This is a genomic window from Streptomyces sp. B21-105, assembly GCF_036898465.1.
Lineage (GTDB): Bacteria > Actinomycetota > Actinomycetes > Streptomycetales > Streptomycetaceae > Streptomyces.
In genome coordinates this window covers 2,503,505-2,524,830 of record NZ_JARUMJ010000001.1, presented here as the reverse complement: position 1 = coordinate 2,524,830, position 21,326 = coordinate 2,503,505, and the positions used below count along the sequence as shown (strand labels likewise).

The 21,326-nt window shown below is 71.0% G+C and carries 21 protein-coding genes and 3 pseudogenes; 10 read left to right on the top strand and 14 right to left on the bottom strand.

Translation table 11 applies throughout. From position 1 onward, the window contains the following. Window positions 1-8: 8 nt before the first annotated feature. Together QA802_RS11415 and QA802_RS11410 are read left to right on the top strand one after the other, a co-directional pair. Entirely contained in the window at window positions 9-734 is a 726-nt protein-coding gene (locus QA802_RS11415; protein WP_334520821.1) for a hypothetical protein, read from the top strand. Window positions 735-818: 84 nt separating this feature from the next. Next, window positions 819-1,208, top strand: a complete 390-nt coding sequence (locus QA802_RS11410) for a hypothetical protein (protein ID WP_334520818.1) — start codon at window positions 819-821, stop codon at window positions 1,206-1,208. A 136-nt stretch (window positions 1,209-1,344) separates the two neighbouring features. Here the strand turns inward: QA802_RS11410 and QA802_RS11405 are convergent. The 3 genes and pseudogenes from QA802_RS11405 to QA802_RS11395 form a co-directional block, all read right to left on the bottom strand. Continuing rightward, window positions 1,345-1,644 (bottom strand): annotated as a pseudogene (locus QA802_RS11405) (MFS transporter); the annotation flags it as partial. 137 nt (window positions 1,645-1,781) lie between these two features. Next, on the bottom strand, window positions 1,782-2,483 hold the full coding sequence (locus QA802_RS11400) for an SDR family oxidoreductase (protein WP_334520815.1): 702 nt from the start codon (window positions 2,481-2,483) through the stop codon (window positions 1,782-1,784). Window positions 2,484-2,763: 280 nt separating this feature from the next. Next, window positions 2,764-2,959 (bottom strand): annotated as a pseudogene (locus QA802_RS11395) (ABC transporter ATP-binding protein); the annotation flags it as partial. Window positions 2,960-3,330: 371 nt separating this feature from the next. Between QA802_RS11395 and QA802_RS11390 the strand changes: the two are divergent. The 3 genes from QA802_RS11390 to QA802_RS11380 all read left to right on the top strand — a co-directional run bounded on the left by QA802_RS11390 (window position 3,331) and on the right by QA802_RS11380 (window position 5,327). After that, window positions 3,331-4,110, top strand: coding sequence for an alpha/beta hydrolase (locus QA802_RS11390; RefSeq protein WP_334520812.1), 780 nt, complete (start codon window positions 3,331-3,333; stop codon window positions 4,108-4,110). Further along, window positions 4,100-4,561 carry a hemerythrin domain-containing protein gene (locus QA802_RS11385; protein ID WP_334520809.1) on the top strand — a complete coding sequence of 154 codons (462 nt, stop codon included), beginning with the start codon at window positions 4,100-4,102 and terminating at the stop codon, window positions 4,559-4,561. The genes QA802_RS11390 and QA802_RS11385 overlap by 11 nt, the downstream gene beginning before the upstream one ends. Window positions 4,562-4,742: 181 nt before the next feature. Next, entirely contained in the window at window positions 4,743-5,327 is a 585-nt protein-coding gene (locus QA802_RS11380; protein ID WP_334520806.1) for a hypothetical protein, read from the top strand. Here QA802_RS11380 and QA802_RS11375 read toward each other — a convergent pair. The 5 genes and pseudogenes from QA802_RS11375 to QA802_RS11355 all read right to left on the bottom strand — a co-directional run. After that, a protein-coding gene (locus tag QA802_RS11375) for an IS5 family transposase (protein ID WP_443042269.1) occupies window positions 5,306-6,105 on the bottom strand; the annotation gives its coding sequence in 2 pieces (ribosomal slippage) (window positions 5,306-5,793 and window positions 5,793-6,105; 801 coding nt in all). The two genes, QA802_RS11380 and QA802_RS11375, sit on opposite strands and share 22 nt — an antisense overlap. A 79-nt stretch (window positions 6,106-6,184) precedes the next feature. Continuing rightward, window positions 6,185-6,682, bottom strand: a complete 498-nt coding sequence (locus QA802_RS11370; RefSeq protein ID WP_334520803.1) for a PilN family protein — start codon at window positions 6,680-6,682, stop codon at window positions 6,185-6,187. A 78-nt stretch (window positions 6,683-6,760) separates the two neighbouring features. Beyond that, window positions 6,761-8,782 (bottom strand): integrase, encoded by a 2,022-nt coding sequence (locus QA802_RS11365; RefSeq protein WP_334520800.1) that lies wholly within the window; start codon window positions 8,780-8,782, stop codon window positions 6,761-6,763. 298 nt (window positions 8,783-9,080) lie between these two features. Next, entirely contained in the window at window positions 9,081-9,527 is a 447-nt protein-coding gene (locus QA802_RS11360; RefSeq protein WP_334520798.1) for a hypothetical protein, read from the bottom strand. 260 nt (window positions 9,528-9,787) lie between these two features. After that, window positions 9,788-10,489: pseudogene (locus QA802_RS11355) on the bottom strand (ATP-binding protein); the annotation flags it as partial. A 266-nt stretch (window positions 10,490-10,755) separates the two neighbouring features. Between QA802_RS11355 and QA802_RS11350 the strand changes: the two are divergent. Both QA802_RS11350 and QA802_RS11345 read left to right on the top strand, forming a co-directional pair. Beyond that, window positions 10,756-11,616, top strand: a complete 861-nt coding sequence (locus QA802_RS11350) for a Sco1979 family transcriptional regulator (protein ID WP_334520795.1) — start codon at window positions 10,756-10,758, stop codon at window positions 11,614-11,616. Continuing rightward, a complete protein-coding gene (locus tag QA802_RS11345; RefSeq protein WP_319167382.1) occupies window positions 11,617-11,871 on the top strand; it encodes a DUF397 domain-containing protein in 255 nt (84 codons plus the stop codon). Window positions 11,872-12,148: 277 nt separating this feature from the next. Here QA802_RS11345 and pdxR read toward each other — a convergent pair whose 3' ends face one another. From pdxR to QA802_RS11325, 4 genes are all read right to left on the bottom strand, one after another. Then, on the bottom strand, window positions 12,149-13,570 hold the full coding sequence (gene pdxR / locus QA802_RS11340; protein ID WP_334520792.1) for a MocR-like pyridoxine biosynthesis transcription factor PdxR: 1,422 nt from the start codon (window positions 13,568-13,570) through the stop codon (window positions 12,149-12,151). A gap of 173 nt (window positions 13,571-13,743) precedes the next feature. Beyond that, on the bottom strand, window positions 13,744-15,231 hold the full coding sequence (locus tag QA802_RS11335; RefSeq protein ID WP_334520789.1) for a glutamate synthase subunit beta: 1,488 nt from the start codon (window positions 15,229-15,231) through the stop codon (window positions 13,744-13,746). A gap of 114 nt (window positions 15,232-15,345) precedes the next feature. Then, window positions 15,346-15,825 carry an anthrone oxygenase family protein gene (locus tag QA802_RS11330; RefSeq protein WP_334520787.1) on the bottom strand — a complete coding sequence of 160 codons (480 nt, stop codon included), beginning with the start codon at window positions 15,823-15,825 and terminating at the stop codon, window positions 15,346-15,348. A 52-nt stretch (window positions 15,826-15,877) separates the two neighbouring features. Beyond that, a complete protein-coding gene (locus QA802_RS11325; protein WP_334520784.1) occupies window positions 15,878-16,510 on the bottom strand; it encodes a DUF2293 domain-containing protein in 633 nt (210 codons plus the stop codon). 394 nt (window positions 16,511-16,904) lie between these two features. Between QA802_RS11325 and QA802_RS11320 the strand changes: the two genes are divergently transcribed. From QA802_RS11320 to QA802_RS11310, 3 genes are all read left to right on the top strand, one after another. Further along, window positions 16,905-17,537 (top strand): nucleoside/nucleotide kinase family protein, encoded by a 633-nt coding sequence (locus QA802_RS11320; protein ID WP_334520781.1) that lies wholly within the window; start codon window positions 16,905-16,907, stop codon window positions 17,535-17,537. A gap of 200 nt (window positions 17,538-17,737) precedes the next feature. Continuing rightward, the gene (locus tag QA802_RS11315; RefSeq protein WP_334520778.1) at window positions 17,738-18,172 is read left to right on the top strand and encodes a CBS domain-containing protein; all 435 of its coding nucleotides are present in this window, start codon (window positions 17,738-17,740) and stop codon (window positions 18,170-18,172) included. Window positions 18,173-18,303: 131 nt separating this feature from the next. After that, window positions 18,304-19,098, top strand: coding sequence for a methyltransferase (locus tag QA802_RS11310; RefSeq protein WP_334520775.1), 795 nt, complete (start codon window positions 18,304-18,306; stop codon window positions 19,096-19,098). Window positions 19,099-19,177: 79 nt separating this feature from the next. Here QA802_RS11310 and QA802_RS11305 read toward each other — a convergent pair whose 3' ends face one another. Then, window positions 19,178-20,164: a carbohydrate kinase family protein gene (locus QA802_RS11305; RefSeq protein WP_334534489.1), complete on the bottom strand. Its 987-nt coding sequence runs from the start codon at window positions 20,162-20,164 to the stop codon at window positions 19,178-19,180. Window positions 20,165-20,349: 185 nt separating this feature from the next. Then, the gene (locus tag QA802_RS11300; protein WP_334520772.1) at window positions 20,350-21,258 is read right to left on the bottom strand and encodes a pseudouridine-5'-phosphate glycosidase; all 909 of its coding nucleotides are present in this window, start codon (window positions 21,256-21,258) and stop codon (window positions 20,350-20,352) included. Window positions 21,259-21,326 lie beyond the last annotated feature (68 nt).

Sequence of the window (21,326 nt, the reverse complement as noted above, 5' to 3'; positions counted from 1 at the left end):
ATGCCCAGGTGGTGAATTGGACGCAGATGCACGACTGCTACGGGGATGTCGATCGCGTCCCCGTGCTTCTGGAACGGGTGGAGCTCGAGGACAACGCCGAAGCATGGGAGGAGCTGGGATACCGGCTGGTCCTCGAACACGACCTCGTCTTCCCTGCCAGTTTTGCCGCCCTGCCGCGCCTGGTGCGTCTCGCCTCGAGGAGCGCACGGGCGCGTGGACTGGCCGGAGCGATCTTGCGACGCGCGGCAGGACACCACGGCTGCGACGATCTGCTGGCGGACTGCGACGACGCGATCGCGGAGTTCCGCAAGCTGCTGGACCGGCACCTGCAATCGCGGCCGGCCGACTACCTCGCGACCTTCCTTGATACGCTCGCGGCCAAGGGGGAGTACCACTGGAGTGCCGTCCTGGGGGACTTCACGGACGACTTCTACCACCTGGCCTGCCCCCACTGCGCCGTGCAAGTGACGATCGCTATCGGGGACCACGGGCGATATGCAGCGATCCGGGACCGGTACCGGGGCGACGTGGACCGTCGCGACCTACGGCCAGCGTCGTCCGAGGCACTCTCCGGCACCGGCCGTTGGATGCACGAGACTGCCGTCCGCGACGGGCACGAGTCCCTCGCCGACGGAATCGCCCACCTCTTCGGCAAGGCCGAATGCCCACGCTGCGCCAGCGTGTTCAATATCGCGGACGAGTACATCTCCGCCAACCGCCCCGTCCTGTGGTAGGCACGGTGAATCGGAAGTAAGCGAGCAGGGCTCAGGTTCCTGTCTCCGCAGGCACCCCATGGACCCCGCCACCAGGAGCAACCAGTGTCATACCCGCAACTGCCCACCCCCGAGGAGAAGCTCGCTGACGCGAAGAAGCTGCTGAGCCTCCCGCATATCGTTGTGATCTGCGGCTCCACTCGCTTCATGACCGAGATGAACGAGGCCGATCTGTGGGAGACCAAAGCAGGAAAGATTGTCGTCAAACCGGGCATTGACATGAAGTCGCCGCACGAACTTTGGTCCGATCCTGTCGAGGCCGAAGCGCTGAAGGTTCGACTCGACGATCTGCACCGGGCGAAGATCCGGCTCGCCGATGAGGTGCTCGTAGTCGGCGACTACATCGGAGACAGCACCCGAGCCGAAATCGCCTACGCCCGGTCGCTGGGCAAGCCCGTGCGGTTCACACACCCCGAAGTCGACCCGGACGCCTGACCGCCCGCTGCCACCTCGACAACCAGGGCCGGCAGCCCACCGCTCATCCCACACACTCCGCTGGCATCCCTCGGAATCGATCATCTTGCTTCCGGGCCGAATAGCGCAGGGTTGGAACACCGACTCTTCCCCAGTCGAGCGCGGCACCGGCCGACGCCGTGGTGAAGATACCGAGTCCGATGGCGAACAGTCTCCGGCGGCCGAAGCGGTCACCCAGCGAAGCGCCGAACATGAGCAGGACCGCGAAGGTGAGCGTGTAGGCGCTGACCGTCCATTCGAGGTCCTCCAGACCGCCGCCGAGGTCCTCACGGATGGACGGGAGGGCGGTGGTGACGATCAGGTTGTCGAGCGCGGTGATGAACCCGGCCGCGCTGGTGATGACTATGGCCCAGACGGCGCTGTCGCCCCGAACCCGTTGCTTGCGTTGCTGTTTCATGGCGTTCCCTGCATTCCCTGGGCTGACGTACTGGGCGATGGATCAATGACGTGAAGGCCGGCGGGCGACGGCATGGAGGAAGCGACAGCGAGCACCGGCATCCGCCGCACTGGGGGCGGATCGCTGGGCGGCTGCTTTCAGGGGAGCTGGGGGTAGAGCACGCAGACGCCTCCGGCCAGTGCGGCCTGCGCCTGGCGCGAGGCGTCGTCCGCGACGATCTCGTAGGCGTTGGCGGCGATGCCGTCGACGGCGATCCGGGCGATGTCGGTGGGGTCGGACTTGGGCGCGTCGACGGCTCGGACCATGTCGGTGTCCATGTAGCCGACGTGCAGACCGGCCACGCGGATGTGCTGGTCGGCGAGTTGCTGGCGCAGGGCGTTGGTGAGGGACCACTCGGCGGACTTGGCGGCGCAGTAGGCGCCGAAGTCCGGGAAGCTGACCCAGGAAAGGCCGGACAGGATGTTCAGGATCGCCCCGCCGCCGTTGGCCGACATCTGAGGTGCGAAGGCGCGGGTCACCGAAAGGGTGCCGAAGTAGTGGGTGTCCATCTCCAGGCGGATGTCGTCCAGGTCGGCGGTCAGCAGGTCGGCGCCGGTGGAGGACCCGGCGTTGTTGACCAGGATGGTCACGTCGCCGGTGGCCTCGGCGGCGGCATCGATGGAAGCGGGGTCGGTGATGTCGAGCGCGATCGGCTGGGCGCCGGGCAGGTCGACCTGGTCGGGGTTGCGGGCCCCGGCGTAGACGGTGGCGCCGCGGCTGAGCAGCTCGGCGGCGAGCGCGCGGCCGAAGCCCCGGTTGGCTGCTCCGGTGACAAGGGCGGTGCTGGTGGAGAGGTCCATACAGAGTTCCTGGTGAGGTGGAGAGGAATGAAGATCAGAACGCCAATGGCGTGGCTGAGAGGGCCACCTCATTGAATTATGGTCGTAATGCCAAGTGGGCGGGTCGGTGATCGCAACCGATGCATGCTTCTGTGATGCCGTCGGCGTCGGGATCTGTGCGACGCCAGGGTGTTTCGGTCTTGCACTGCGACTGACGCGCGAGGGCCCCGCCGCGGCGCACGGCAGGTTCCTCGCCGCGGCGTGACGGAGACGGACTCAGAGCTTGACGATCATCTTTCCGATGCAGCAGGAACGGGCCGACCCCGTGGACCCGGATCTCGGGCGCCGCCGCCGGCTCGGTGAGCAGGCCGGCGATGAGATGCCCCGCGCGCGTGCTGCACTCAGGTATGGAAGGACTCGTACCGGCGCCGGGCGTTCGTCAGGGCGCTCCAGGCGCTGGGCAGGGTCATCGTCACCAGCAGCGGCAGCAGGAGCGGATTAGTCGTTGCAGACACCGTGTCCCCCGCAGGTCGTGTCGCATTCCGGAGGGCCGGCGCCCCGGCCTGTGACGCGCTGCGGTGCATCGGTGTGTGCCTTCACGGGTGTTACGAGTAACCAGGATCCCAGTCGGAGTAGCCGCCGCGCGGCTGCTTGAGAAGACGGCATGCGCGAGGCGCGCTTGACGTTGCCGAGAACGCAGTGTGAGGCGATGACGCCGACTCGCGGTCCTCGGAGACTGCGTGCTCACCCTGACGCCATTGCGGCAGCGCGACGCAACCACCTTTCTGCCCTTGGCAGTTATAGTTTCAGGCAGCGTCGCGTGCCGGTGACGGATGGATCGTCAGGCATGGAGGCGTCGTCTCGAAAGGTGGCTCCGGCCATTCCCACCCCAATTTCACAGAAGATCACGCTTTACCCCGCCGAGGACCGGTTCTTCGGCCCCCGACCCGCCGTCCTCGTCCTGCCCGGCGGCGGCTTCCGGGAACTTCCACCGCACGAGGGCGAAGGCTACGCGCGCTGGCTGTCCGGCCTCGGCATCCACGCCTTCGTCCTGTCCTACCGGCTGCTGCCGGACCGGTTCCCGGCCCCGCTCGAAGACGCCCGGGCCGGGTTGGACCACATCCGCAACGGCGACCACGGCCTCGACGTCGGCCGGATCGGCGTCATCGGATCAAGCGCGGGCGGCCAACTCGCCGGCCTGCTCATGACCGGCCGGGTCCTGTCCATCGAGGAGGGCGTCGCCGACCCGCCCCGACCGGACTTCGCGATCCTGGCCTATGCGCTGGCCGACCTCGACCTGCTGCCGCCGTCGGTGGTCGAGAACCTGCTCGGCGACCTGCTGCCCATCAAGGACGAGCTATCCCCGGCCAAGCATGTGGACGCGTCGGTGTGTCCGACCTTCGTATGGGCCACCGCTCAGGACCCGCCGGGCCTGCCCAACGCCCTGGAGTGGACCCGGGCGCTGGCGGCGGCCGCAGTACCGGTGGAGTTGCACGTCTACCCGGGCGGCAGCCACGGCATCGGCCTGGCCGACGGCGTGGAATATGGCGGCGAGCCGCATAAGTTCATTGCGCGCGAGCCGCACACCGCGTCCTGGACGACCGCGTGCGCGGCCTGGCTGCGACGGGAGGGCGTTCTTGCCGACTGACCGCGTCACCGCCTGGGGCGGGGAACTGCAGCGGGTGCACGGCAAGCTGCGCAATGCGTTGGCGCTGGCGCGGGCGGGACTGGACGGCGGCGACCCCGCTGACGCCGCCACCGACCTGCTGTTGTTCTGCCACGGGTTCTGCGCTGCCCTGTCCGGCCACCATCGCGCCGAGGACGGTTCGCTGTTCCCGGAACTGGTACGGGCGCGACCCGACCTGGCGCCGGTGGTCGCGAAGCTGACTCAGGACCACAACATGATCGAGCACCTCATCGGTGGATTGCAGAAGGCGGTGGCCGACTCGACCGACCCGGAGGTGGCGCACCGCCACCTGGACGGGATCGAGGCGGTCATGGAGACGCACTTCAAGTACGAGGAGAAGCAACTGGGAGCGGTGCTGGACGGCATGGACGCCGACTTCGACCGCACCAAGATCTTCGGCCCGATTAGCTGAACCACGTCCCGGTCGCGCCGCCCGCCGACGGCGCGACCGGGAATCCACCTGGGCGAGCTGAACCGCCACCGCCTCGTCCGGGTCCTGAACCGCGACCGGCCCTAAGAGGTCATCTCAATTGGCCTGGCCGCGCGCTTGAATGCGGGTGGCATTGGAGCGGGTTCTGCCGCATGATTACGCCGTGACGAATCCTGCCGCCTTCCGGGACCAGACCAACTGGTCCGATGGCTACTACGAGCTGGCCATAGAGGTCGGATCGAGTGATGATGCCCGGCTTCAGGCCGTCCTGAGTGCTCTGTGGTCCGCCGCAGATGTTCACGGGTGCTTCGGGCAGAGAGACTGTGAACCTGAGGAGCAGGATCCCGTGCCGTGCACGGTTGGCTCGCTGACCGACTTCGGCCACCTCCACGGTCAGGTCCGTCTGCCGACGGGCCAACTGGTCGTGTGCGGTTGTGTGGCGATCCGCGGCGGTGATGAAAGCGGCGACTGGCTGGACTTTTACGTCCCCGTCGGTGCGCTGGGTCACGCGGGTCTTACGTACTGGGACGGTCGGCCGTGCTTCAGGTCCGACGTGATGGACGAATGGCTGGCTGCCATCGGGACCGAAACCTTCCAGAGCGCCTCCTTCAGCCTGGGGGTCATCGGCTTCGAGGTCTCTGGTTGCACCGACGCATCGACGCTGGCAGGAAGGTTGCCGCAGACACGGGACATCGGATATCTGCTTCCACAAGGCAACGTCCTGGACTATGGCGCCGCCAACACCTGAGCCTCGCTGCTCCGGGTGGGCACGAGCCTGCGGTGGCAAATGAGGGTGCAGGCGGTGCTCGTGAAAGCGAGAAAGTGTTCCGCTTTGCGCTCGTAGCGGCGGTGGAGGCGTCGGCAGCCGGCGAGCCAGGCCATGGTGCGCTCGATGGTCCAGCGGTGACGGCCCAGCCGGGTCGAGGACTCGATGCCCTTGCGGGCAATGCGGTGGGTGATGCCACGCTCGCGTAACCATCGCCGCAGGTGGTCGTAGTCGTATCCCTTGTCGGCGTGGAGTTTGTCCGGTCTGCGCTGTCGGCGTCCGCGCCGCGAGCGGATCGGCGGTATCCCTTTCACCAGCGGGATCAGCGCCTGGCTGTCGTGCAGGTTCGCCCCTGAGATCCCGGCGGACAGGGGCAGACCGCTCCGCTCGGTGATCAGGTGGGTCTTTGAGCCGTACTTGCCTCGATCGACAGGATTCGGGCCTGTCAGCTCCCCCTTTTCAGGGCCCGCATGTTCACCGAGTCGATCGCGCAGCGGGACCAGTCCAGCTCGCCGCGGGAGCCGCGTTCGTCGAGGACCAGGCGGTGGAGTTTTGCCCACACGCGAGCCTTCGTCCACTCGGTGAATCGTCGGTGGGCCGTCGCTCCCGACGGCCCGAACGAGGCGGACGGCAACTGCTGCCACGTGCAGCCCGAGGTCGCCACGAAGACGATTGCGGCCAGCACTTCGCGGTCGCCGTGCCGACGCCGGCCACCGCCCTGAGGCCGCGATGGAGCGTCCGGCACCACCCGCTGGAACATCGCCCACAACTCGTCCGGCAGCAGCCGCTCAACGATCCCTGCCACGAGCGGCAGCTTACCTAGCCAAATGAGATGACTTCTAACTACACGAGCCGAAGGGCGCGATGTGGTTCGTGGCTTCTGGCAGCCGTCGTACGACGCCGTTGTCGGTGACTTGCCTGCGCAGACGCTCGATCTCGTCGTGCTGAGCGGCAAGGCGAGAGATCGCCAGGTTTCTGAACTCGGTGAGCTGCGCGATCTGCTCGTCGCGGGTGACGATGCGCGATTTGAGCTCGGCATTTCGTGCCTTGAGTCGTTCAATCTGCGCGATCCGGGGATCGACGATCTCTCCGGCGTCGCGGAGTTCGTTCAACCTGCGTTCGAACTCCTCGGCGAGGTGCTGGTAGGCCCCGGGCCGGGTGGTTCCGTCGCGGTTCTTCTTGGGATAGAAGCCGGTGCGGGTCACGCCGGCCAGGGCGGCGAGGGTCTTCAGGTCGGCCTTGCCGCCGGGTGGGAGATCTCCCTTCAGGATCCGTTCCATGGCGGCTCGGATCGCGGCCTCGTCGTGGGTCTTGGATTCCTCGGTGAGCCGGGCCATCTCAGTCCTCTCCAATGGAAACGGTCTGGGCGGCGTCGATCTCGGCGACTACTCGCAGGGCGCGGTCGCGTTCGGGGGTCAGCCGCGCCTTCTCGCCCTTGGCGACCCGGGGACTATGAACACGTCGATGGCGGTGGCCTGCCCGGCCCACACGGGACGGTGACACGGATGGTGGGTGGCCTGCGGGCAGCGCGCCGAGTCACACATCCCTACCAGCGGCTTCGTGGCATTAGGCGTGCCGGCCAGGCGCAGGCATAGGGCTTTGGACGGGTCGCGGAACCAGCAGAAGTTGGCGGGCCCGACGTGGAGTGTCCTGGCCTGCTTGCGCAGGAGTCCCTCCAGGTGACGGTCGTCCTTGAGGATCTTCGGGTCCGTACGGGCCGCGTTCTTCAACTGAGCGTCCACGTGGTGGAACGCCTCGATCAGGCTCCGCGCACCCGGACCGGCGGGCATCCGGCCCGCCTGGACATCCCGGAATGCCTCCACCGTCAGCTGCACGTGATGGGCCTCCTCAGCTTCCTCGACCTCGGCATGGAACAGTCGCTGGGAGCCGCCGGGGCGAGCGGCATAGCCTTCCGTGGTGGCCACGGAGATGTGCTTGAGGGCGATCTTCGCCGCCAGGAGGCCGCCGGGCCGTTCTGCGATGGCCAGGGACAGCGTCCGGCGCAACATCCGGGCGCTGAGCGGACCTTGGGGAATGACCGGCAAGCCCCAGCGTTCCCGGTTGCCGGTCCGCTCCAGCCAGCCGCGCAGATTCTTCAACCGGCCGGCCAGGTCGATGGTGCAGAACAGCGCCTCACCGGCTGGCCGGTGCACCAGCAGTTCGGCAAGGGCCACCGCGTGGTCCACCTGCTCGATGACCACCCACTCGTCTGGGACGCCTCCGAACTTCTGCCCCTTGATCAGGCGGCTGGCGAGCCGGAACCGACGGCCGCCCCCGGGCGTCGCCACGGCGGCGAGTCGGCAGCCAGCTTCGAGCTCCAACAGTTCACTGGTCCGCATCCCACTGAGTGCGCAGGTCACCACCAGACAGGCCGTCACTGCGTGATCGACCATGAAGAAGAGATCACCGTCGGCCAGCGGCAGCGTCCATGGCACGAGCTCGCCGTCGACCACACGCGGGATTACCGCGGCCTGTCTGGCCAGCGGCGGCTGGAAGCCGACCTCGGCGGCCAGCGCGGTCAGCTCTGGGATCAGAGCCTGCCGCGCGTCGTCCCCGAATCTCCGGGCGCCGACCGTGCGGGCGAGGGCTTCCCAGCCCAGATGCTTCAGCGGGCCCTCTTCTCCCAGCGTGGTCCGCTTGCGCAGCTGAGCGTCATCGACTGCCGGCAGGGGCGCACCCGATGTCCGCATGCGCTCCAGGACCTGCCGCAGAGCGGGGAGCTGCGCGAGCGTCACGCCGCCCGACGTCGGAAGGGCCGCTCTGTCGGCACGCACCGTCTCCATCAGATCTACGAGATGCGGCCCCACCTCGTTGACCAGGTGCAGGCAGGTGGCCAGCAACGGTTGCAGCATGGAGTCCGGCACGGGAGGTGTCAGGTTCGGCCCCTTCGACTTGTAGCCGACGACCTGGGTGGAGGTCTTCCCCTTCCACGGTACGAACCCCGAGTACGGCTCCAGACGTCGTCGGGGCCGCCCCAGGCGAGGAACGCTCCATGAGCGTTCCTCCAGATAGCGCTTACACAGTTCCTGCGAGACGCCACGCAGAGAGGTAATGCCTTTCTCTGTAAGCCAGTTGAACCACTCGATGTACTTCTCCAGGAAGCCGTTGAGAGTCCGAGGGGAGCGAGCCGCCCGCAGCGCATGCGCGCACTCCAGCACCGCCTCGTACTGCGGGGCCAGCATCGCCAACAGGATCTCCTTGGCCACGACCCGCCACTGCGGATTGATGATCTCGGTGAAGTCCCAGATTTGCTCGCGCTCGGTGATCATCCGGTGCGAGTCCACCAGACCGGAGAACACCCAGCGATCCTGCTCGAATCGCGGGCGCATCGCCCCCTCGGCCAGCCTCAGCCCGGCGATCTCGCACACGTTCACCTGGGCGAAGACCGAGACAACCCGACGGTGACGAGGCAGGGACGCGGATACGGACCGGCGCATCACAGAGTTCCTTCTGAGACACGTCACGGTCGTCGGGACGTGCGTCCTGCCCCCGCGTCCTGCTCCGCGTCCTGACCCTCCCGTTCCGGCTGTCGCTCCTTCTCCGTCGGACGTCCGTTTCCCGCCTGTCGTGCCTGCCCCACCGCCGGCCTCCCCGATCGCGTCGCGGACGACGGCCACTATCGCGGGACGAGGAGCCTCGTGGGCAGGGCGCAGGAGGAGGGAGACAGGACGCGCGGGCGTGCTCCGGGGACGGCGGCGACGACGGCCGCTCGCCGGAGGGTTCGGACGGTGTCGCTCAGGCGCTGATCGGCCGCGACCAGACGGGCGTCGAGTCCGTGAGGCGGCACAGGGCCAGGTAGAGCGGGATCGGCGGGGTGTAGGGAAGGGTGCCGTCCGGTCGGTGGATGAGAGCGGGGACCTGCGGGGAGCCCGTGAGGAGCGCGCCCGTGGCGTAGTGCGCGGGCGCGGGCCATTCCACCGCGTAGTCGGAGTCCGACGGGACCATCCACCACCAGTGCGCCTGGTCGGCGTAGACACAGCCCAGGCGCGGCAGGCGTGACATCAGCAGCGGGCCCAGGCGGGCGGGGACCGAGACGGCGTCACAGCCCAACGGGGCGGTCATGCCCTCCGGGAGGGCGAGCCGGGGCGGGGGTGCGGCAGTGGGCGGACCGCACGGTCCGCGTTGCAGGCGCACCAGTGTGTCGAGGGTGAGCACGGGGGCCCGGCCGGGGGCGGGGTTCACGTCCTTCCCCGCTCGCGGCCGGGCTCGAGCGGGTGGGGGTGGGGGAGGGGGTGCGGGAGTGCGGCCGCGGCGTGACCGGCCGCCCAGCGGTGTCGGGCGTCGCGGCCCTCGGCGGCGTTGTGGTCGGCCGCGCGGTGCCACTGCGGTGCGACGCGGGCGGCCAGGACGCCGGTGCCGCCGGACGCGGGATGCGGGCGCGCCTGCGCGGGGGCGACCGCCGCCGGGCCGGTCGTCGTGTGGAGTCGCTGTTCGGCGGGCTCGTCGTCGTCGGCCGGGTCGTCGGCCGGCCCCGGCTTCGGGCGGGCGCCCCAGCCGAGGTCGTTGCGCGGCCCGGGCGGGACGGCGGACGGCCGCGTGGGGCCGTCGTGGAACTCGTCCTGGGTGTCGAGGAGGTCACCGAGGTCGCAGGGGTGCGACGCGGCGGCGTCGACGCCGAGGCTGTTGAGGGGTTCGGCCGGGTCGCGGGGGACGTCGGCCTTGCGCGGCAGGTCGGCCCAGACCAGCAGGCCGGGCCCGTGTTCCTGGGCGCCCCAGGAGTGGCAGACGGCCTCGACCAGGATCAGTCCGCGCCCGTGCTCCTCCTCGGGCCGCTGCGGAGAGGGATGCGGCTCACCGGGGGCGCAGCCCTGGTCGCGCACGGCTATGCGGACCAGGTCGTCGCCGTCGTGCAGCTCGCAGACGACGATGTCGCTCGCGGTGTGCACGATCGCGTTGGTGACCAGTTCGGAGACGACCAGGACGGCGGTGTCGCAGGTGTCCTCGCAGACCGACCAGCCCGTGAGCCGGGCCCTCGTCAGGCGTCTGGCCTGGGCGGGGGAACCCGGGTGGGCGGCCAGCTCGAATCGGAACCGGCGCTCGGCAGCAGCCTGGTCGGGGCCTGCTCCCGCGCTGGCACCGAGACCCTGGGGGCGGCCTGCGGCGGCGTCTGTTCCTAAGGGCGCGGACGGAATCACGCTTGCCACTATCGCCCCGCCGTGAACACTTGGCAAGTGTCACTCTGAAAAATGCAGAGTGCCGTGTGACGCGGTGGAGGGCCGTGGCACACTGCTCCGCAACAGCACGTAGAACGGCGCCGGTCGGGATCGCCGGAGACCCGTACTCATCCGTGCAGGCCTTCGGACATGCCTCGAGCGGCGCCGTAGGGCTGTCGGGATTCTTTTCGTGGACCGGCCGGGTCGGGGCTCGTGGGGCCCCGCGTGACCGGCCGGGCTCTTCGTGGAGGTGGAGCGTGAGCGAACCGCGGTCCGCGCCGACGGTCGGACAGGTCGTCCTCGGTCGGCGTCTGCTGGACCTGCGGGAACGCGCCGGGCTCAAGCGCGAGGAGGCCGCCGGCATTCTGCGCGTCGCGCCCGCCACGGTCCGCCGCATGGAGATGGCCGAGGTCAGCCTCAAGATTCCGTACCTTCAGCTGCTGCTGAAGGCCTACGGGGTCACCGACGAGGAGGCCGAGGGTTTCGTCCAGCTCGCCGAGGACGCCAACAAGCCGGGCTGGTGGCAGCGCTTCCACGACGTCCTGCCCGGCTGGTTCTCGATGCACGTCAGTCTTGAGGGCGCGGCGGCTCTCATCCGCCAGTACGAGCCCCACTTCGTTCCCGGACTGCTCCAGACCGAGGACTACGCGCGTGGGGTTCTGCGGTCCGGCGCGATCGGCCAGACCCGGCCGGAGGACATCGAGCGCCTCGTCGCGCTGCGCATACAACGCCAGGATCTGCTCACCCGCGAGGACGCGCCCCGGTTGTGGGTCGTGATGGACGAGACCGTCCTGCGCCGCCCGGCGGGCGGCCCGGAGGTGATGCGCGCGCAGATCGGCAAACTGCTCGAGGCCGCGGAGCTGCCGAACGTGACGTTGCAGGTCGCCCCGTTCGCGAGCGGGCCGCACCCGGGCACGTACGGGCCCTTCGTGCTCTTCCGATTCGCCATGCCGGAGCTTCCGGACATGGTCTACAGCGAGTACCTGACCGGCGCGGTCTATCTCGACGCGCGTACCGAGGTGGCGACCCACCTCGAGGTCATGGACCGCATGGCGGCGCAGGCCGCTACAGCACATCGCACGAAGGAGATCCTCCGGGATCTCCGCAAGGAGTTGTGAATGGATCGCATCAAGCCGCGCAAACGGGTCTACAACGGCATGCCCGCGCAGGACTTGGGCAGTGAAGGCTGGCACAAGCCGTGGAGCGGCGGGAACGGCGGGAACTGCCTGGAGGCGATGAAGCTCGCCGACGGCCGGATCGCCGTCCGTCAGTCCACCGACCCGGACGGTCCGGCGTTGATCTACACCACCGACGAGATGACGGCCTTCATCGAGGGAGCGAAGGCGGGAGAGGCGGACTTCCTGTTGTCGTGAAGTGACTTGCGGTGACTTGCCATGACGTTTCGGCGATGCCGTGGACGTCTGTCGATTGCCTTTTCCTTCGCTCGACTTCCTAACTTTGGCACTGAATTGATCCTCATCGACCGCGTCAGACGCTTACGGGGAGCCTCATGACCCGACGGGTCCGGACCGGACAGACTGGACGGACCGGACCGGACCCGGCCGGGCAGATGCCGGCCCTCCCCCAGGGCGTCCGACGGCTCGCCGTGACTCGGCCGTCGGCCGTGACCCGTCCGTGGGCGGGGCGCCGTCACGGGTTTGGCGGGAGGCCCTGGCACAGCGCGTCCAGCGCCGCCCCGTAGGCGTGGTCGGGCGGCGTCGCGTATCCGACGACGAGCCCGTCCGGCGCCGTCATGTCCGTGGCCGGATGACGGAAGGCGGCCAGACCGTCCAGCGCGACGCCCTGCCGGGCGGCGGCCTTCAGCGCCGACCGCTCGGTGCCCGCCGGCAGCCGCAGCACCGCGTGGAGACCGGCCGCCACCCCGGTGACCTCGACGTGCGGCGCCTGCGCGGCGAGCGCCTCGACCAGCCGGTCCCGGCGACTGCGGTAACGCTGCCGCATACGACGTACATGACGGTCGTACGACCCGGACGCGATGAGGTCGGCCAGGCTGAGCTGGTCCAGCACGCTCGCCCACGCCTCCCGCTCGCCCTTGGCCGCGAGGACCCCGTCCACGTACCGCTCGGGCAGCGCCATCCATCCGAGGCGCAGCGCGGGCGACAGGCTCTTGCTGACCGAGCCGATGTAGATCACCCGCTCGGGATCGAGTCCCTGCACCGCCCCGACCGGCTTGCGGTCGTAGCGGAACTCCCCGTCGTAGTCGTCCTCCAGGACGACGCCGCCACGCGCGCGTGCCCAGTCGATTACTGCCGCCCGGCGGTTGGCGTGCAGCGGGCCGCCGGTCGGGAACTGGTGCGCCGGGGTGAGCAGTACCGCACGCTCACGCCCCAGTCCGTCGACGCACGCCCCGTCCCCGTCCAGGGGCAGGGGCGACGTCCGTACGCCCGCCGACGCCAGCAGCTCCCGGTGGAAGCCCAGCCCGTAGGCCTCCACGGCCAGCGGACCGCGCAGCACCCCGCCGCCCGGGGTGAACAGCACACGCAGTGCGTGAGCGAAGCCCGAGCAGATCACAAGGCGCTCGGGCACGGTGCGCACGCCACGCGCGCGTGCCAGGTACTCGGTCAGGGCCTCCCGCAGTTCCCGGCGTCCGGCGGGGTCGCCGGGCCCGAACGCCTCGGTGGGCGCCTGCTGGAGGGCACGCCGGTAGGAGGCCAGCCATGCCGCTCGCGGGAACGACGACGCGTCTGGAACGCCCTGCCGCAGATCGTGACGGGGGCCGCGCACGCGTGCGGGCGCCTTGACGGCCACGCGCTCGGAGCGGCGCGGCGGCTCGGCCCGGTCGGCCACCCGGGTGCCGGAACCCTGCCGGGCGGTCAGCCAGCCTTCCGCGACCAGTTCCGCGTACGCGTCGGCCACCGTGTTGCGTGCGACGCCGAGGTCGGCGGCGAGCGAACGGTAGGGGGGCAGACGGGTGCCCGGGGTGAGCCGTCCACTGCGCACGGCCTCGCGCAGCGCCCGCATCAGCGCGGCTCGCCGCCCGCCCGGCCCGGACAGCTCCAGATGCAGGTCCGCGCCGATCAACTGTGCGGAATTGACCCATGAATCTGCCATGAGGATGCACCCTACCGGCAGTCTTTCCCCGGTCCGTCTCGGCTTCGGTCGGTTCGCTCCCAAGGCGTCCCGCGCGTCTGCTCGTCGGAGTCCGCGCGTCTGCGCGCCGGAGTTCTGCCCGCCTGGCGCGCCGGCGTTCCGCGCCGGCGCGGGCGTGCGCGGCGGCCCGTCTCCTAGACGCTCATCGGCCGGTCGTACGGGCCGATCGGCGCCGGCAGCCGGGAACTCCCCGTCAGACGGCGGTCGACCGCCGCCGCCACCGCCCGCCCCTCGGCGATGGCCCACACGATCAGCGACTGGCCGCGTGCCGCGTCCCCCGCGGCGAAGACACCGGGGACGTTCGTCGCGAAGTCGGCGTCCCTCGCGATCGTCCCGCGCGGCTCCAGGGCCAGCCCGAGCTGTTCGACGAGCCCGTCCTCCCGGTCGGGTCCGGAGAAACCGAGGGCGAGCAGCACCAGGTCGGCGCGGAGCGCGCGGGCCGTGCCCGGCACCGGCCTGCGGCGCGCGTCCACCTCGGTGAGGTGCAGGGACCGCACGTGGCCGGTCTCGTCGCCGGAGAAGCGGAGCGTGGACGCGGCGAACAGCCGGGCGTCCGCGTCCGCGGCCGGCGCGGACTCCAGATCGCGCGCCTCCTCGTGCGCCGCCGAGAGCCGGTAGATCTTCGGATACGTCGGCCAGGGGTCCGCGTCCTCGTCGCGCTCCGCGCCGGGCTGCGCGTAGATGTCCAGCTGGGTCACGGACGCGGCGCCCTCGCGCACCGCCGTGCCCAGGCAGTCGGCGCCCGTGTCGCCACCGCCGACGATGACGACGTGTTTCCCGGCGGCGGACATCGGGGACGTCTCCAGATCCCCCTCGCACACCCGGTTGGCCAGCGGCAGATACTCCATCGCCTGCTGTATGCCGGTCAACTCCCGGCCGGGAACGTGCAGTTCGCGCCACTCGGTCGCCCCGGTGGCGATCACCACGGCGTCGTAGCGGGACCGCAGATCCGCGGCCATGACGTCCCGCCCGACGGTCGTCGACGTACGGAACTTCGTGCCTTCGGCCCGCATCTGCTCGATCCGCCGTTCGAGATGGCGCTTCTCCATCTTGAACGCGGGAATGCCGTACCGCATCAGCCCGCCGACGCGGTCGTCCTTCTCGTAGACGGCGACCGTGTGCCCGACCCGGGTCAACTGCTGCGCCGCGGCCAGTCCGGTGGGCCCGGAGCCGATCACCGCCACCGTCTTCCCCGAAAGCCGGTCCGGCGGACGCGGCGGCGTCAGACCGTCGGCCCAGGCCCGGTCGGCGATGGCCGCCTCGACGTTCTTGATGGTGACGGCGGGCTGGTTGATGGCCAGGACGCAACCCGCCTCGCACGGCGCCGGACACAACCGGCCGGTGAACTCGGGGAAGTTGTTCGTCGCGTGCAGGCGCTCGCCGGCCGCCCGCCAGTCCTCCCGCGACACCAGGTCGTTCCACTCCGGGATCAGATTGCCGAGCGGACACGCCTCGTGGCAGAACGGTACGCCGCAGTCCATGCACCGGTCGGCCTGCTTGCCGATGAGGGGCAGCAGCGCCCCGGGGACGTACACCTCGTCCCAGTCCGCGACCCGTTCGGCGACCGGCCGACGGGGCCAGTCCCGGCGCGGTGTGGTCATGAATCCCTTGGGATCGGCCATGGCGTGCCCCTTGCGTACGCGTACGACAGGCCGAGCGTCGTCGGGCGGCACTCTCTCGGCCACGATACGTTCTGCCGGCCCCGCACGCAGAGGGGCAGGACAGGGGGACTTCGGTCAGACCAGGACGAGCAGGTACGCGGCCGCCGCGGCCGCCGACGCCAGCGTGCGCACATGGTTCCACCGCGTCCACTCACGCACGTAGACGGGCCAGTACGCGACGGCCTCCGGCGTGCCCGGCCCCTTCCGTTTCAGCGCCTCGTTGCGCGGCACGTTCGCCACGACGGTCACCCCGAACGCGCCGCACAGATACAGCGCGCTGCCCACCAGCAGGCGTGCGGTCCCGTGGTCCGGCCACAGTACGAACGTCACCACGGTGATCACCGCGCACAGGGCCGCGGAGCCGAGGAACAGGACCATGAACACCGGTGTCATCGCCGAGGCGTTGATCGCGTTCATCGCGGCGAGGCCCTGCGCGGGCGGCAACGCGGCGAGCCCTCGCATCACCAGGACGGAGAAGGCGCAGAAGACCCCGGCCATCAGTCCCGTCGTCAGTACGCCCAGCACCGCGAGCACCACGTACGGTCCCTCGATCATGGCAACGTCAACTCCCACCCGTCGAGCGTGATCCTGCCCGTACCGCCGCGCGCTACGCAACCGTCCTCTGTGCCGCGGTTCCGTCCCGTGCCGTCCGTACGTTCCGATCCCCGCCCCACGCGCGGATCAGCGTCTCCACGTCCGCCGCGATCCGGCGGCGTGCCTCGTACCGTGGCACGCCGCTCATCAGCAGCCGGTCGTACGGGGTGTCCAGGTGCCGGACGGACGCCCTGACCGCGAAGACGACCGCTGCCTCGGACAGGGCCCGCCCGGCGGCGCTGCGGCCGACCCGGCCGCTGCCGCGCAGCGAGGCATGCGCGGCGATCCCACGCGCCCGGTCGGCCGGACAGCCCGGGAACAGCCGCAGGATCTCCGCCGCGAACGCCTCCGCGAAGTGCGCGTCCTGCGCCGACCGCAGCCGGGCGTCGCGCGCCCGGCGCCGGCGCCGGGCCTCCGCGTCCGCCAGGCACCGTTCCTCGGCGCGGGTGAGCGCCACCTCCTCGACCAGGACGCCCTGTCGTTCGTACCGTCCCCTGCGCCGGTTGAACCGGACGACCACCACCGACAGCCCGCTCTCCTCCCGTGACCTGCGGGTCAGCGCCGTGTCGCCGCGCGGCAGGAACACCATGTGCCCGAGGTCGGCGCAGTCGAGGCAGCGCGGTGCGGCGTCCTCCAGGACCAGCATCGACAGCGGCCCGCCTTGGCAACCGGCGCAGTGCTTCCGCCGCAGCGGCTGGACGACCAGAAGGCCGGACCCGATGCCGATTCCGATTCCGGTTCCCGATCCGGGTCCGGGCCTGGACTCGGAACCGGACCTTGGCTCGGACTCGGACGCGGACTCGGAAAGGGACCTGGACTCGGGCCCGGATCCGGGAGCAGGGGCCGGGAGGGCTGTGGTTGCCATGAGGGGTTCATTCCCCCTCCTCGCCGCGGTGGCACCCCGCCCGCCGCCTGCCCCGCGGTCCCGCCGCCGACCCCTCGAAGACCGCCCTCTGCAGACCCCGTCCGGAGAGCGCGTCCAAAGACTCCCCAGACTCCCCGCAGGCCGCCGCGGCGAGCGCCTGACGCATGATGGCCGTGTGCGACTCGAAGCGATCACCTGGGAACGGCTCGGCGACCTCCTCACCGAGCGCCTGCTCGACCTGGAACCGGACGACGGCAGCCCCTGGCGCCGCATCGCCTTCGACGGCGCGCCGGCGGCCCGCCCCGGAGATCTCGCCGAGCGCGTCGCGGAAGCGCTGCGTACCCGCGGCCGGCCATCGTGCGTCGTGGACACGCACGGCTTCCTGCGCCCGGCCTCCCTCCGCCTGGAGTACGGCCACCACGACGTCGACGCCTACCTCGACGGCTGGTTCGACACCGGCGCGCTGTGGCGCGAGGTGTTCAACCCGCTCGAGGCCGACGGGAACGGGCGGATCCTGCCCGACCTGCGGGACCCCGTCACCGACCGCGCCACCCGCAGCGGCTACGTCGCACTGCCCCCGGGGGGCTTCCTGTTGCTGCACGGTCCCCTTCTCCTGCGGCATTGGTTCCCCTTCGATCTGACGGTCCACGCCCTCCTCTCACCGGCCGCACTGCGCCGCCGCACCCCCGAAACCGACCACTGGACGCTCCCCGCCTTCGAGCGGTACGCCCAGGAGACCGACCCCGCCGCCACCGCGGACGTACTCGTCCGCGCGGACGACCCGCGTCACCCGGCCTGGGGCGGCTGACGCCCAGACCGGGCGCCGGCTTCCGCGCCGGCGAACCGCTCACGGCGGGGACGCGCCGGGCTTCTTTGCCCATGAGCCACTCTTTGCCCATGAGCCGCCGGAGTTGAGATGCGGGCCCCTGGCGGCCCGGCGACAATGAAGGGCCGGGACTTGCGGCGCCCCCCGTGCCGCGCCGGCCGTCCGGCACCGGGAGGTTCTTCATGACCACCGCCGGAGACATCATGCACCGGGGCGCCCAGTGGATCCCCGCCCACCAGACCCTCGACCACGCCGCCCGGCTGATGCGCGAACTGAACGTCGGGGCGCTGCCGATCAGCGACGAGAACGAGCGGCTCTGCGGCATCCTCACCGACAGGGACATCGTCGTCGGCTGCGTGGCCGTGGGCCATGACCCCGCCCGGATCACCGCCGGGGACATGGCTCACGGAACGCCACGCTGGATCGACGCCGACGCGGACGTCGGCGAGGTGGTCCAGGAGATGAAGGACCACCAGATCCGCCGGCTCCCCGTCATCGAGAACAAGCGACTGGTGGGCATGATCAGCGAAGCCGACCTCGCCCGGCACCTGACCGACGACCAGATCGCCGCCTGGGCGGAGAGCGTCTACGCGAGCAGCGACCCGACCCGACCCTGACGACACCCCGGCCCTGAGGACACCCCGGGCCGATCCCGACGACGCTTCGGCCGCTGACGGGCCTCCACGGCATCCTGGACCCGGCCGCGTCGACCACCTCCGGCAGGCCGCGGGGCTGGGATGATCGGCCTATGACGCGATCCGACGGATACCTCCTCGACAACCGGCAGCCCGAGGCGGGGGAGCGCTTCGACGCCTTCGCCACCCTCTTCGACCCGACCACGTTCCGTCATCTGGAAGGGCTCGGGGTCGGACCGGGCTGGCGCTGCTGGGAGGCCGGTGCGGGCGGCTCCTCCGTCGTGTCCTGGCTGGCGAAGAGGGTAGGCCCGACCGGCAAGGTCCTCGCGACCGACGTCGACACCTCCCGGCTGGTGTCGCCCGCCCGCCCGCCGGTCGAGGTCCGCGTCCACGACCTCGGCGCCGACGAGCCGCCGATGGAGGGCTTCGATCTGGTGCACGCCAGGCTCGTGCTGGTCCACATCCCCGACCGGGAGCGGGCGTTGCGGTCGATGGTGGGCGCCTTGCGCCCGGGCGGACGGCTGCTCATCGAGGACGCCGACCCCGCCCTGCAGCCTCTGCCCTGCCCCGACGAGCACGGCCCCGAGCAGCAGCTCGCGAACCGTCTGCGGCACGGCTTCCGTCAGCTCCTCGCCGGCCGGGGCGCCGACCTCTCCTACGGCCGCAAGCTGCCACGTCTGCTGCGCGAGGCCGGATTGCGCCGTGTCGAGGCCGACGCCTACTTCCCCGTCACCTCGCCCGCCTGCGCCGCTCTGGAGTCCGCGACGGTCCGCCAGATCCGCGAGCAGCTCGTCGGGGCGGGCGTCGCGACGGACGAGGAGATCGACCGGCATCTGGCCAACGTCGCCGGAGGTGGCATGGACCTGGCGACGGCCCCGATGATCTCGGCTTGGGGACGCAAGGAGTAACGAGCCCGCCCGGAGCCCCCGGCGGGGGCGTCGCGTAGCTTCAGCCCGTCCGGAGCGTCCTGCGGGGGCGTCGCGCTCTTCAGCCCGCCCGGATGGCCCGGTCCGTCGTCGTCGCCGTGGCCTCTTCCGGGGTGGGCGGCCGGCCGCCCACCCGTTCCACGGCCCGGGCGCCCGCCCGGCATCCCTCGGCCGCCGCGCCCACGGCGTCGACGCCCGCGAGCAGCGCCGCGAGGAACGCGCCGGTGAAGGCGTCGCCGGCGCCCGTCGTGTCCCGGGGGGTCGCGGGGGTCGCGGGAACGCGGGCGAGGACCGCGCCCTCGCGGGCAACCAGCGCGCCGTCCGCCCCCTGCTTGGCCACCACCAGCGGCACACGGCGGCTCAGCTCGGCCGCCGCGTCCTCCCCGTCGGACACGCCGGTGAGCAGACGGGCCTCGTCACGACTGGGCAGCAGCACGTCCACATCCGCGACGAGGCTCAGGAAGCGGTGGAGGCCCAGTTCCACCAGAAAGCCCGCCGACGCCGGGTCGAGGCTCACCGGGATTCCCCGCGCGCGTGCCGCCCCCGACGCCGTACGCACCAGCGCCCGCCCCGACTCCGAGAACAGCAGGTAACCGGAGAGGTGGAGCCGGCCGACGCCGTCCAGCAGGGAATCCGACCAGTCGGCGGGGGCGAGGCGCAGGGAGGCGCCGCTGTCGGTGAGGAACGTCCGCTCCGCCGCCGCGTCCGTGTCGACGAGACAGATCACCGTGCCGGTCGACGCGAGCGGATCCACGACGAGAAGGGGCCGTACCCCGCCGGCGGTCAGCGCCCGTTCGTGCCAGGTCACCGAGTCCGCGCCCACCCGGCCGAGCAGCCGGACGTCCGCACAGCCCCAGTGGGCCGCCCAGCACGCCACGTTGGCGCCCGCGCCGCCCGGCAGGGTCCGGATCACCGCGACGGTGTCCGTTCCCGAGGCCAGCGGACCCCGGTGCCGGGCGACGACGTCCGTCACCACGTCCCCGACGACCAGCAACGCCCCACCCCCCGACGGCCCTCCCGACGGACCCTCCGGCGCGGAACCGGACAGGCCCCCGGACCCGACCGGCGCCCCCGCGCCGGCCGTCACCCGGGGCCCGATGCCCGCCTCCGCGCCGGACGTCCCCTCCGCGTCTGCCGCGTCCTCCGCGTCCGCCGTGGGCCTCGCGCCCGCGGGTGTCTTCGGGCTCCGGACCGGGCCCGCGTGGTCACGGCTCGCCCCGTCCGGTCGCGCCGTCATGCCTCGGACCACGCCGTCGCGATGCGTGCCGCCAGGCGTACGTTGCCGCGCACCGCCGCCAGGTTGGCGCTAAGGGACGCGCCGTCGGTGTGCCGGACCAGGTAGTCGAGCAGGAACGGCGTGACCCCCTGGCCCAAGACACCGGCCTCCTCGCACGCGTGCAGCGCGTCGGCGAGCACACGCGCGTGCAGCTCGGGATCCAGCTGCTCCTCCTCGGGGACCGGGTTGGCGACGATCAGGGCCGAGCGGGGCGCGCCGAGGGCGTCCTGGGCCCGCATCACGGCTGCCACCTGCTCCGGATCGCGCACCGTCCAGTCCACCGGATGACCCGAGTCGGACAGGTAGAACCCGGGGAAGCGGTCGGTGCCGTACCCGGCGACGGCGACGCCCAGCGTCTCCAGCCGTTGCAGGGTCGCCGGCACGTCCAGGATCGACTTGACCCCCGCGCAGACCACCGTGATCCGGGTGCTCGCCAGCAGCCCCAGGTCGGCCGACTCGTCCTGGGTGACCGTCCACTCCCGGTGCACCCCGCCGAGGCCGCCCGTCGCGAACACCCGCACGCCCGCCAGCGCCGCCAGCAGCGCCGTCGCCGACACCGTGGTCGCGCCGCTCGCTCCGGACGCCACCGCCAGCGGCAGGTCGCGATGGCCCAGCTTGCGAAAGCCGTCCTCGTTGGCGACCCGCTCCAACTGCTTCTCGTCCAGTCCCACATGGGGCCGCCCGTCCAACACGGCGATCGTCGCCGGCACGGCGCCCTCCGCGCGGACGACGGCCTCCAGCTCCAGCGCCACCTCGAGATTGCGCGGGCGGGGCAGCCCGTGCGAGATGATCGTGGACTCCAGGGCCACCACGGGTTGACGCGCGTCGACCGCGTTCCGCACCTCTTCCGACACCACCAGCACCACGCGTTTGCCTCCTGTCCGTCGGTCTCCTCTCATCTCTGGCGGGCGGGGCGCCCGGCCAAACCCTTGCG